At 58.2% G+C, this 11,219-nt stretch carries 11 protein-coding genes and 1 tRNA gene; 5 read left to right on the forward strand and 7 right to left on the reverse strand.

The features are described 5' to 3' along the window. The first annotated feature begins 104 nt into the window (after positions 1–104). Positions 105–178, forward strand: a tRNA-Arg gene (locus B5E84_RS19695). Between the two features lie 180 nt (positions 179–358). Here B5E84_RS19695 and B5E84_RS21175 read toward each other — a convergent pair. The 3 genes from B5E84_RS21175 to B5E84_RS19710 form a co-directional block, all read right to left on the reverse strand. Beyond that, complete coding sequence (locus B5E84_RS21175; protein WP_242963450.1) at positions 359–859, reverse strand: hypothetical protein; 501 nt, start codon at positions 857–859, stop codon at positions 359–361. Positions 860–1,213: 354 nt separating this feature from the next. Beyond that, positions 1,214–2,032, reverse strand: a complete 819-nt coding sequence (locus B5E84_RS19705; protein WP_087226555.1) for a polysaccharide deacetylase family protein — start codon at positions 2,030–2,032, stop codon at positions 1,214–1,216. Further along, entirely contained in the window at positions 2,029–2,937 is a 909-nt protein-coding gene (locus B5E84_RS19710; protein ID WP_087226558.1) for a polysaccharide deacetylase family protein, read from the reverse strand. The genes B5E84_RS19705 and B5E84_RS19710 overlap by 4 nt, the downstream gene beginning before the upstream one ends. A gap of 251 nt (positions 2,938–3,188) precedes the next feature. Between B5E84_RS19710 and B5E84_RS19715 the strand changes: the two genes are divergently transcribed. The 4 genes from B5E84_RS19715 (at position 3,189) to B5E84_RS19730 (ending at position 7,446) form a co-directional block, all read left to right on the forward strand. After that, positions 3,189–4,088: a substrate-binding periplasmic protein gene (locus tag B5E84_RS19715; protein WP_087226561.1), complete on the forward strand. Its 900-nt coding sequence runs from the start codon at positions 3,189–3,191 to the stop codon at positions 4,086–4,088. 21 nt (positions 4,089–4,109) lie between these two features. Then, a complete protein-coding gene (locus B5E84_RS19720) occupies positions 4,110–4,778 on the forward strand; it encodes an amino acid ABC transporter permease (RefSeq protein ID WP_087226563.1) in 669 nt (222 codons plus the stop codon). Beyond that, a complete protein-coding gene (locus B5E84_RS19725; protein ID WP_087226566.1) occupies positions 4,762–5,484 on the forward strand; it encodes an amino acid ABC transporter ATP-binding protein in 723 nt (240 codons plus the stop codon). Before B5E84_RS19720 ends, B5E84_RS19725 begins: the two co-directional genes overlap by 17 nt. A gap of 180 nt (positions 5,485–5,664) precedes the next feature. Next, positions 5,665–7,446 (forward strand): recombinase family protein, encoded by a 1,782-nt coding sequence (locus B5E84_RS19730; RefSeq protein ID WP_087226569.1) that lies wholly within the window; start codon positions 5,665–5,667, stop codon positions 7,444–7,446. A 12-nt stretch (positions 7,447–7,458) separates the two neighbouring features. Here B5E84_RS19730 and B5E84_RS21260 read toward each other — a convergent pair whose 3' ends face one another. The 4 genes from B5E84_RS21260 to B5E84_RS19750 form a co-directional block, all read right to left on the reverse strand. Further along, positions 7,459–8,217, reverse strand: coding sequence for a collagen-like domain-containing protein (locus tag B5E84_RS21260; protein ID WP_087226572.1), 759 nt, complete (start codon positions 8,215–8,217; stop codon positions 7,459–7,461). Positions 8,218–8,384: 167 nt separating this feature from the next. Then, on the reverse strand, positions 8,385–9,458 hold the full coding sequence (locus B5E84_RS19740; protein WP_087226575.1) for a glycosyltransferase family 2 protein: 1,074 nt from the start codon (positions 9,456–9,458) through the stop codon (positions 8,385–8,387). Between the two features lie 69 nt (positions 9,459–9,527). After that, positions 9,528–10,385, reverse strand: a complete 858-nt coding sequence (gene rsiV / locus B5E84_RS19745; RefSeq protein ID WP_087226577.1) for an anti-sigma-V factor RsiV — start codon at positions 10,383–10,385, stop codon at positions 9,528–9,530. Next, on the reverse strand, positions 10,382–10,879 hold the full coding sequence (locus B5E84_RS19750; RefSeq protein WP_087226580.1) for a sigma-70 family RNA polymerase sigma factor: 498 nt from the start codon (positions 10,877–10,879) through the stop codon (positions 10,382–10,384). The genes rsiV and B5E84_RS19750 overlap by 4 nt, the downstream gene beginning before the upstream one ends. Between the last annotated feature and the right edge of the window lie 340 nt (positions 10,880–11,219).

Here is an 11,219-nt window from a genome sequence, read left to right on the forward strand (position 1 = left end):
GGGAGGGGATATGGAAGGGATGTTGTCACGGAAATTTTTTAAAAATAGTATTGACAAAACAAAAAAATTATCATAAAATATATGACGTTGTAGCAATACAATATGTGCCGGTAGCTCAGCTGGATAGAGCGTCTGACTACGGATCAGAAGGTCGCGAGTTCGAATCTTGTTCGGCACAGGTAAAGGGTATCTGTTGAAAACAGATACCCTTTTTTCATCCGATTGCTTGGATTTTATTCTCCAGTGCTCCTTTTTATGGAGCACTGGGATTTTTTATGGCGTTTTTGTACGCCTAGCACGGACATTTCTGTGGTTTTTTATTGTCTTCTCAAATTTTTCTTATTTTTTATCTGAACCGTCACGCCGGAACGTCTCCCAGGCGGTACACGCTCATGGCGCTGTCGCTGTAGAGGAACTCTCCGCCGCTGGCCCGCACAGTCAGCACCGTGGGTACCGACGATACGGTAATGGGAGTGGAGAAGGCCACATTGGCCGAGTCCGCGGAGGTGTGGAAGGTATGCTGGGACGCCGCCTCCGGAAGGGCCGCGCCATTCTGCTCCAACACTAAGGAGATGGGCAGCGGGAAGGTCACTCCGGCCATGGGGGCCAGCACGGTGTGGAAGGCGACAGCGTAGACACCAGGCTCGTTGATGGTGATCTGGGCACTGCCGTTTGCGTGGGAGATGGCGCTCCCGTAAGAGGTAGCCGTCTGGTCAAAGATCAGCTGGGTGCCGGTAGTCCCAGGCTTTGCCGGTGTGGAGTAGGCACTCAGAACATCCAGCGGCTGGGCGGATCCGGTGTCTCCTCTAGGGATGACAAAATCGAAAATCGCGTCCTGATCTGTGCCGGAATTGGTCACTGCCGCCTCAGAACCGGGCTCACCGGTGGTGACATTGCCGATTCGGACGGTGGCGGCGCGGCCCTCCTCACCCGTGGCTCCGGTGGGGCCGGTTTCACCGGTGGCTCCCGTATCTCCTGCGGGGCCGGTGGCTCCTGTCGGGCCAGTGGCTCCCGTTGCTCCCGTCGGGCCTGCCGGGCCTGTCGCTCCGGTAGCTCCCGTCGGACCTGTCGGGCCTGTCGCTCCGGTAACTCCCGTCGGACCTGCCGGGCCTGTCGCTCCGCTAGCTCCCGTCGGACCTGCCGGGCCGGTGGCTCCAGTAGCCGCCTATGCCTTTCCGCAACTCCCGGCCGCACCGCCTCCCCCGCCGTTTTCCTACATCCCGCTCTCCTTTAACACCCACTGTGCCGCCTCCCGATTGGTGGCAATCCAGGCGCCCTTAGACAGCATATATCCGATCAGTTCCTTCAGCATATTCACCCGGCTGACCCGGCCGATAAACTGCGGGTGGAGCACAAAATTGATCATCCGCCCCTCCGCCGCCAGGGAGTCAAACTCCTCCTTCCAGATCTCAAGCATTTCCCCAGGAGATTTCAGCTCATAGCGCTCCGGCGCGCTGTCCGTGTAAAAATCATAGGCTGTGTCGTCAAAAATCGAGTCCTTGGGCAGCTCCACCAGGGGGATTTTCTTCCCGTCCAGCTCATGGATAAACGGCCCGTCGCTGTCCCGCCAGTTGGAGCTGGCGATATAGCCCCGCTCCGCGAACAGCCGCAGGCTGTAATCGTGGATCACGCCTCCCGGCGCCCGGTGGCTCACCATCTGCTGCCCCGTCAGCTCCCGGATCAAAGCCTCGCACCGCTCCATGGTAGCCTTTTCCTCCTCGTAGGTGGTAGTGGTAAATTCTTCGTGAAAATAGCCGTGAAACCCGATTTCATGCCCCCGGCGGCCGATTTCCCGCACCACCTCCGGATAGCTGTCCGCGATCACTCCCGGCACAAAAAACGTGGCCTTCACCCCAAACACATCCAGCATTTCCAGGATCCGCGGCACTCCCTGTTTCGGCCCATAGGCCCCTCTGGACAAATTGGTGATGTGATCCCCGTTTCCGTCTCCCCTGGTGGTCCACATGGTCTCCGCGTCCAGGTCAAAGGCCAGCATCACCGCGATCCGTTTTCCATTCGGCCAAGCGATCATTTCAAAGCTCCTCCCTTCCCTGGAGAATCCTGTTCCCCGTTTTTTTCCCATTCCTGCTCCAGCACGTACCGCGCCACCTCCTCGCAGGTGGCAATCCAGGCCCCGTGCCCCTTCATATAGGCGATCAGCTCCCCCACCATGGCAATGCGGCTGGCCCGGCCGATCATCTGGGGATGAAGTTTCAGCACAAAAATCTTGTCCCCTTCTTCCGCCAGCCCGTCAAACTCCGCCTTCCAGTTTCCGTAAACCTCCCGGTTGGTATACATGGACCGCACCGCCGGGTCGCTGAAGGTGAAATAATAATAGGTAAAATCATCCATGGTAATATCCCCCGGCAGCTCCACCAACGGCAGCGTCCGGCCGTCCTTTTCCCACAGATAGGCGTAGTCACAGTCCTTCATGGAGGAGCTGTAAAGATACCCCCGCTCCGTCAAAAGCTCCGGCGTAAAGGGGTGGATGATGCTCTCCGGCCCCCGGTGCCCCACAGGGCGGCGCCCGGTGACGGATTCCAACAGGGCCTCGGCCTTCTCCATATTCGCCGTCTCCTCCTCCCGGGAAATCCCCCGGACGGATTCGTGAAGATAGCCGTGGTACGCCAGTTCGTGGCCCCGCCTGTGAATCTCCTCCACCTGCTCCCGGTACGTTTCCACCACTGCCCCCGGCACGAAGAACGTGGCCTTCACCCCCAGGGTATCCAGCATATCCAGGCAGCGGTAAATCCCCGTATGAGGCCCATACTGCCCCCTGGAATAATCGGTAAACCCGATTCCCGTCCCCTTAGATTTCGCCCTGGAAATGCGCAGAAACTCCGCGTCAAAATCAAATGTAACCATGACGGCAACCCGCTTGCGTCCCGGCCACACGATGCCGGGGCCGTTTGTTTTTCCGTCCACTGGAACTGCCATTGAAAATCCTCCTTTATCCATCCGCGACATCTGACAGCCGCCGGAATAAATATACAATTCAGTCGAAACGATTTCAGTATAGCTTATCTGGATAAGTATTGCAATATATGAGTTGAAAAAGGATTGCACAGTTTGCATATTTATGCTAATATATGCTAATACAAATAATATTTCATAAAAACGCCCCTGAGTTTCCCATCTCCGTCGCGGAAACAGGCGGCAGGGGCAGTAAAAAAGAGGAGGAGAACACAATGAAAAAAATGGTATTAGGAATCCTGACAGCCCTGGCGGTGGGCGCTTTGGCCGGATGCTCCGGCGGAAATACCGCTGAAACTACCACAGCCGCAGCAACAGAGGCCGTTTCCCAGGAGGCGGCAGACGATTCTGCTGAAGCCACAGAGGCTGCGGACGATTCCGCCGACACCACGGAGGCCGCCGAGGTTTCCGCTGACAACCCCTTTAACGGAAAGACCGTAAAAGTGGGCTGCTCCGCCACCTTCGTTCCCTTCGAGTCCATCGAGATGGACGCGTCCGGAAACAAGATCTACGTGGGCATGAACATCGACATCATCAACGCCGTGGTGGAAAAGAACGGCGGAACCGTAGAGTTCCAGGATATGCCCTTTAAGAGCCTGACGGCAGCCATCCAGGCCAAGCAGATCGACTTTTGCAGCGGCGGCATGGCTCCCACTGAGGAGAGAGCAAAAACTCTGGACTTCTCCGAGATCTTCTTCTATCCGAGAAACGCCATCGTTTACAGAGAGGGCGACGACTACCCCACTCTGGACTCCCTGGCAGGAAAGACCGTAGCCTACGTATTCGGCACCAACTACCAGCAGGTAGCAGAAAGCATTGAGGGCGTGAACGCCGTGGGCATCCAGGGCAGCCCGGCCTGCATCGAGGAAGTAAAGAGCAAACGCGCCGACGCCTGCATCGTGGACGGAGCCGGAGCCGTAGAGTTCTTAAAGCAGAACACCGGCCTGTCCATGAGCCTGATGGACAAGGTGGATGACGACTGTTTCGCCATCGGTTTCCCGAAGGAGTCCCCCTACTACGAGACCTTCAACAACACCTTAAAGGAAATGATGGAAAGCGGCGAGTTGGATGAGATCATCGCCAACCACTTAAGCGAAGAATTCATCGCCGACTAATCCGTCAGAAAGGAAATCAGAATGAGCCTTGATTTTTCCAGCGTATGGCAATACTGGCCGTTTCTCTACCACGGAGCTGTTTTGACCCTGAAGATGACACTGATCTGTGCCGTCTGCGGTTTCATCCTGGGTGTGTTCCTGTCCTTAATCAAGATCAGCAAATGCGCCCCCCTGGTATGGTTCGGCCGGTTCTATACCTCTATTTTCCGGGGAACTCCCCTGCTGGTGCAGCTGTGTATCGTGCACTTTGGCCTGCCCCAACTCCTGGGCGTTACCTTTACGGCAACCCAGTCAGGAATCCTGACCTTTTCCCTGAATTCCGCCGCCTACATCTCCGAGATCTTCCGCGGCGGCATCCAGGCCATCGACCGCGGCCAGTACGAGGCCGCCATGTCCTTAGGCGTCGGCTATAAGGATATGATGAAGGACATCATCATCCCCCAGGCAGTGAAACACATCCTGCCCAGCCTTGTAAATGAGGCGGTAGCCCTGTTGAAGGAAACCTCCATCCTCTCCTACATCGGAGCGGTGGAGCTGCTGCGGGCGGCCGACCAGATCACGGTTATCACGTACCGTTTCTTCGAGCCGTACCTGGTGATCGCACTGGTTTACTATATTTTCGTCATGATACTTTCGGCCCTTGCCAGCCGTCTTGAAAGGTGGGTGAACAGAAGTGATAGAGTTTCATAACGTGCATAAAAGCTTTGGAGACCTGGAGGTCTTAAAGGGCATTAACTTTAAGATCGAAAAGGGGCAGGTGGTGACCCTCATCGGGCCGTCCGGCTCCGGAAAATCCACGATCCTGCGCTGCATCAACCTCCTGGAGCGCCCCACCAGCGGAACCGTCCTCATCGAAGGAGTGGACATCACGGAGAAAAAGACGGATATTCAGAAGATCCGCAAGGACATCGGGATGGTGTTCCAGCATTTTAACCTGTTTCCTCACATGACGGTGATGGAAAACATGATCTACGCCCCCACCCACGTGAACAAGGTTTCCAAGGAGGAGGCCCAGAAAAAGGCCATGGAGCTGCTGGCCCTGGTGGGCCTGACGGAGAAGGCGGACGCCTATCCCGGCAAGCTCTCCGGCGGACAGAAACAGCGAATTGCCATCGCCCGCGCCCTGGCCATGGAGCCGAAGATCATGCTCTTTGACGAGCCCACCAGCGCCCTGGATCCGGAAATGGTAAAGGAGGTGCTGGCCGTGATCAAGGAGCTGGCCCACACCGGCATCACCATGGCTTTAGTCACCCACGAGATGGGCTTTGCCAGAGAAGTGTCTGACCGGATCTGCTTTATCGATGAAGGCCACATTCTGGAGGATACCACTCCCGACGCCTTCTTCTCCGCACCGGCCACTGACCGGGCGAAGTCATTCCTGGAAAAGGTCCTGTAATTTCAAACCGCTGCCTGAGCGGCTCCCTAACGGAGGCCAGGCGGCGGTTTTTTCGTCCGGCGTCTGATCTAGCACCTGATCTGGCGTTTGATGCGCCCCCCGCTTTCTGCCCGCGCTGTGTCATAGGGGACAAAGAAGGGGTCATAGGTTTTATCAAAGCGCTTTCCTAAGGAAACCAAAATGAGAAGGGAAACAGGAACCCCCGGCCGGGTCTGGCGCGTAGGCGCCTACATCCGCCTTTCCAAGGACGACGGAAACGACGAGAGCATGAGCGTCACCAACCAGAAAAAGATCATCCGGGACTATCTGGAAACGGCTTTTGTGGGGGAATACCGTTTTTTCGGCGATTACGTGGACGACGGCCGCAGCGGCACGGATTTTGACCGTCCCGCCTTTCTGCGGATGCTGCGGGACGTGGAAAACGGGGCCATCGACTGCGTAGTCTGCAAAAACCTCTCCCGGATGTTCCGAAACTACTCTGACCAGGGCTATTTTCTGGAAAATGTGTTTCCCCGGTACGGAATCCGGTTTGTCACAGTCAGCGAGCCGAAGGTGGACAGCTTTCTCCACCCGGAGACCATCGGCGGCCTGGAGATCCCCATAAACGGCCTGATGAATGACCGTTTCGCCGCCAAAACCTCCCTGGACATCCGGGACACCTTTGCCGCCAAGCGGAGAAAAGGGGAATTTATCGGCGCCTTCGCCCCCTACGGCTACCAAAAATCCCCAGAAAATAAAAACAAACTCATCCCCGACCGGGACGCCGCCGCGGTGGTGGCGGCCATCTTTCACTGGTTTGTGTACGAGGGCATGAGCAAAAACGCCATCGCCCGCAGGCTCAACGGCCTGGCTGTCCCCAATCCCACCGCCTACAAGCTAAGCCGCGGCCTGCGCTATCAAAATTCCAGATCCGGCGAAAACGACGGCCTGTGGTCGCCGGGCACCGTTTCCGCCATTTTGAAAAATCCGGTGTATACGGGAACCATGGTGCAGGGGCGGCAGGCTGTCATCAGCTACAAGGTGCACCAGAAGGTGGCGGTTCCGCAGGAGCGGTGGTATGTGGTCGCGGATACGCACCAGGCGATTATCCCGAAAGAGACCTTTGAGCTGGCTGGAACCCTTCAGGGCCGGCGCTCCCGGACGGCCCCAGGCACGGGGAAACCGCACCTTTTTTCCGGGCTGATCCGGTGCGGAGACTGCCAAAAAGCCATGCACCGCCATTCCTCAAAGGGAATCGTCTACTACCAGTGCCGCACCTACGGGGAAAAATCCAGGAACCGCTGCGCGAAACACTCCGTGAGGGAGGATACTCTGTCCTGCATCCTGCTCTCCGTTCTGCGTGTGGAAACGGGGCTGGGGGATCTGACAGAGCTGGCGGATCCGGGGGGATCCGAGAAGAAACATTTGCGAAGGCGGCCCGGGAACGGAGGAGGTACTGCCTGGGTGTCCGGCACTCCTGACTGCTCCCGGCCTGACAGCTGTGATCCCGGCCATTCTCTCACAGGGCTCCGCCGTCTGGATACCAATGGCCTGCTGCAATCCCGAAAGCGGGAGCTGGCGCGGGTGCTGGCCGTGACGGACCATCTTTACGAGGACTGGAAATGGGGGGAAATCACAAGAGAAGAATATCTGCGCATGAAGGCGCGGTACACCGGTCAGGCGGAAACTTTAAAAGCGGCCGTCCAGCGCCTTACGGCGGAATGTACGGCTCCGGCCGCGGTTCCGGCTGCAGTTTCGGCTGCAGTTCCGGCTGCAGTTCCGGCTGCAGTTCCGGCTGCAGTTCCGGCTGCCGGAGAGGAAAACGGCCCGCCGGAGACGCAGTTCGCCTCCCTGTTCCAGGATGGAATTTTGTGGAAACTGAACCGGGGAATTCTGATGGCTCTCGTGGATCAGATCCTGGTCTATGGAAATGGGGAAATGGAGATCCGGTTCGCCTTTCAGGATCCGGCGGGGAAACGGTGAGACGGACGGCTTTTATTTTTTATCCGGCAGTTGCGTAAATTCCAAGGCCGCTGTAGCTCCCGTGGGGCCAGTGGGGCCAGCCGGGCCGGTTGCGCCTGTGGCTCCGGTGGGGCCAGTGGCTCCGGGGGCGCCGTTTTCACCGGACGGGCCAGCGGCTCCCGTGGCTCCTGTGGGGCCGGTGGGGCCAGTCGGCCCAGCCACTCCTGTGGCTCCCGTTGCTCCTGTGGGGCCTTCCGCTCCCACTGCTCCCGCCGGGCCCTGGGGGCCGATGGGGCCCTGCGCTCCCGTGTTTCCTGTCGCGCCTGTAGCTCCCGTGGCTCCGGGAAATCCCTGGGGGCCCTGAGGGCCGGTGGCTCCCGTGGCTCCTGTGGCTCCCGCGGCTCCCGCCGGGCCAGTGGCTCCCGTAGCTCCTGTGGAACCCGTAGCTCCCACGGGGCCCTGAGGACCTACCGGGCCCTGCGCTCCCTGAAAGCCCTGAGGCCCTCGGGGGCCCTGGGGACCTTGAGGACCCTGCGGCCCCCGCGGCCCGGGACATCCCATCGGGCCCTGAGGGCCGGTGGCCCCGCGGCAGCAGCACGGGCCGGGAGGCGGCGGACACGGACGGCAGGTGCAGCTGCAGTGATTCCCGCAGCCGCCCGCGGCCGCCATACCGCCATCCTCACAGCCAAAGCCGTTTCCTCCGCAGTCATTTCCGCCGCCAAAGCCTCCGTTCATCCTGAAAGCCCCCTCGCCCTGGCCCGGAAAACCATTCATCATATTATTTCGAATCATATTTCCAACTCCTTTTCATACATTTCCCGCCAGGCCGGCCCACCGCGCGTTTTCCGCTCCGGCGCCGTCCCGGCCCGCCCACCGGAAACTGCCGGGTAATCAGGCAAATCCGCCTGCGGCCGTTCCGATGTTTGTACTATACTATATGAAAAGAAAACAAGTTGTGTTCATTTCCCCAGGCTTTGAAAATACACCTCGTTGTACGCCACCTCCGGCGCGCCCGGACGGAGCTTTTTCGTTTCCAGGTGGTGGCGGTACGCCTCTTTCCGGTTTCCCAGACGGTCCTGACAGACACAGAGCTGGATGTGAGGCAGGTAGCCGTGGCATTCCTCCCGCACAAAGCCTCCCAGCCCGTCGTCCCGGCCAGCAGCAAGGGCCTGTTCATACCAGAAAACCGCCGTTTCCCAGTCCTCCCGCTCCATAAAGCACCGCCCCACCTCGCAGCACACCTCCGCCCGGGGCCTGCCGTACTCCAGGGAGCGAAACAGGGCACGCAGCTCCTCCTCCCTTCTCCCCAGCTTTCTCAGGCAGAGCGCCAGGTTTACACAGGCCTCGATCTTATTTTCCACCCAGCCGTCCTCTCTCTCCAGAAACTGCTCCAGCACCGCCGCCCCGTCCTCCGGCCGGTCGTTGTATAAAAGCTCCCGGCCGTAGTAAAACAGCTCCCGCGGCCCCAGCTCCTCGCCGTCCGCCCTCATTTTCTCATAAATCCGCAGGTTTCTCCCCGGCTCTCCCCCGCCCTCCTTCCTGTGAAACACCACCGCGTCCCAGTAGACCACCTTCCCGCTGGGGGCGATGGCCTCATGCACCCGCCCTTTCCACGTAAAACCGGCATGGTTGCGCAGGATCCGCTCCCGGTAGTAGGTGAAAGCCGGGTTTCCCGCCTCGTCAAAGCCGGCGGCGTATTTCATCATCACCACGTCCTCTGTGCCGTCCATGCCCCGTTTCAGCTCCAGGAACCGTTTCCGGTTCTCCTCGGAAAATATATCGTCGGCATCCAGCCACATACAGTAGTCCTTCCCCGCCTTGGAAAACGAAAAATTCCGTGCCTGGGCAAAGTCGTCCCTCCACGGAATTTCATACACAAGGCTGGTATACTGCCTGGCGATCTCCACCGTCCTGTCCGTCGAGCCCGTGTCCACAATCACGATCTCGTCCGCCAGTCCCCGCGCCGACTCCAGGCAGCGCCCCAGCACCTTTTCTTCATTTTTTACAATCATGCACAAACTGATTTCCGCCATCTCATTCTCCCGGCAGCCCTTTCTTTATCCTATGAAGGGCCGGAAGAAACCGTTATAAGCGGGAAATCATCATCCGCCAAAGCTCCCCGTCACACTCTCCGGAATCACGAATTCCACGGCGCCCATATACCCCGGCGCCACCTCGTACTCCTCAAAGACGATGACCAGCTGGCCGTTTTCGTTGAAATAATAGCTTTCATCCCCGTCAATTCCCTTAAAATCCCACTCCGGCGTATCCGAATTCAGGAAATAGGAGACGTTCTCGTCCGCTGCCATCTGAGCCTCCATCTGGGCCTTGATGTTCTCGCTGATGCCTGCCATAACGGCCTCATCCCCGCAGAGCAGGTCCTTTAGCTCTACCACCTGGCCGGTGGCCTTATCTACGTTAAACACCTTTACAAACTCCGTCCCGCTGGCCATGGTCAGGGTGGAGCGGATGCGGATGCTCACGTATTTTTGATTTTCAAACACCACGTCGTAGGTGGAATCCAGCCCATAATTGCCGTTTTCACCGCCGGCCTGGATCTCCTTCTCGTACATCTGAATCAGGCGGTTCGCATACTCCTCAATGGCCTGATTTGCCTCCGGCTGCTGTCCTTCTCCTTCAATCTGAGGGATATTTACCTGGGCCCCGGCGTTTTCCCGGCTGTCCTCATAGGTGCGGAAGGTGACCACCTTCGCGATGGCCCCGATCACCGGGACGCGCTCCATGGCCTGGGCAACCGCTGGACTGCCGTTTACCAGCACGGTGAGCGCCACCATAGCGGCCGCGGCGGTGCCTCCCACCCGTTTTATCAAACGGAGCCGCATCACGTTCCGTTTTTCCTCTTTCGCCTTGCGGATTCCCTCCTCCAGCCGCCTCTTTGCCTCGTCCGGTACAGGAATCTCCTCATACTGCTGTCTCCAATTTTCTTTCCAATCGTTCATCTTGTCCGCCTCCCTGCGCCATCCGGCTCCAGCTCCACCCGCAGCTTTTTCAGCGTCCGGTAGAGCCTGGCCTTTACCGTGTTTACATTTTCCTCCAAAACCTCCGCGATCTCCTCCAGTTTCAGATCCTGGAAATACCGCAGAATAATCACCGCTCTCTCCTTTCCATCCAGCCTCTCCAGGATCTCTCCCAGCTCCAGACTGTCATAGGAAGGATGTACGGCCTCCTCCGGCAGGTTCTCCTCCATCAGGATCTCCCGCCCCTGCTTTCTCAAAACATCCATCGCCGTATTTACCACGATCCGATAGATCCAGGTGCCAATGTATTTCTCCTCCCGGACCTTTCCGCAGTCGCGGATTGCCTTATATGCGCTCTCCTGGACCACATCCAGGGCGTCCTGCTCCGTTTTTACATAGCTGTATGCCAAACGGTAATAGTTATCATAATTTTCAAGAAGGACCTTCTCGGTTTTCTGTTCTATTCTGCCGGCCATTTTTGTTCTCCTCCTTTCTAATCTTTAGACGGGCGGGCTGGGCGGAAAGTTGCAGGCGGAGGAAAAAATGTGGGCGGCTAGGCAAGCGGCCATTTTCCTTTGCGGGGAGTCCGCCTCCCGCGGATGGCTTTTGCGCCGCGGAAAACCCAGCTTCCTGTGTGAAAAATATCCGCCTCCCGCGGGAGGTTTCTGTGCCATGAAAACGCAGTTTCTACTACAGCTTAAAAAAGTGTGCGCTTGGCGCACACTCGCGCCGGAGCGCGGCTGCGTCAGCAGCCATATTCCTCTGCGCGGAGTGCGCCTCCCGCCGGAGGCTTTTGTGTCATAGGGAACGCAGTTT

Source organism: Lachnoclostridium sp. An14, from assembly GCF_002160755.1.
Taxonomy (GTDB): domain Bacteria; phylum Bacillota; class Clostridia; order Lachnospirales; family Lachnospiraceae; genus Lachnoclostridium_A.

Excerpts from the sequence above, each read along its gene's own strand:
- rsiV (WP_087226577.1), bottom strand. The coding sequence starts at position 10,385 with ATGAACGATTGGAAAGAAAATTGGAGACAGCAGTATGAGGAGATTCCT.
- B5E84_RS19715 (WP_087226561.1), top strand. The coding sequence starts at position 3,189 with ATGAAAAAAATGGTATTAGGAATCCTGACAGCCCTGGCGGTGGGCGCT.
- B5E84_RS19750 (WP_087226580.1), bottom strand. The coding sequence starts at position 10,879 with ATGGCCGGCAGAATAGAACAGAAAACCGAGAAGGTCCTTCTTGAAAAT.
- B5E84_RS21260 (WP_087226572.1), bottom strand. The coding sequence starts at position 8,217 with ATGATTCGAAATAATATGATGAATGGTTTTCCGGGCCAGGGCGAGGGG.
- B5E84_RS19720 (WP_087226563.1), top strand. The coding sequence starts at position 4,110 with ATGAGCCTTGATTTTTCCAGCGTATGGCAATACTGGCCGTTTCTCTAC.
- B5E84_RS19730 (WP_087226569.1), top strand. The coding sequence starts at position 5,665 with ATGAGAAGGGAAACAGGAACCCCCGGCCGGGTCTGGCGCGTAGGCGCC.
- B5E84_RS19705 (WP_087226555.1), bottom strand. The coding sequence starts at position 2,032 with ATGATCGCTTGGCCGAATGGAAAACGGATCGCGGTGATGCTGGCCTTT.
- B5E84_RS19710 (WP_087226558.1), bottom strand. The coding sequence starts at position 2,937 with ATGGCAGTTCCAGTGGACGGAAAAACAAACGGCCCCGGCATCGTGTGG.
- B5E84_RS19740 (WP_087226575.1), bottom strand. The coding sequence starts at position 9,458 with ATGGCGGAAATCAGTTTGTGCATGATTGTAAAAAATGAAGAAAAGGTG.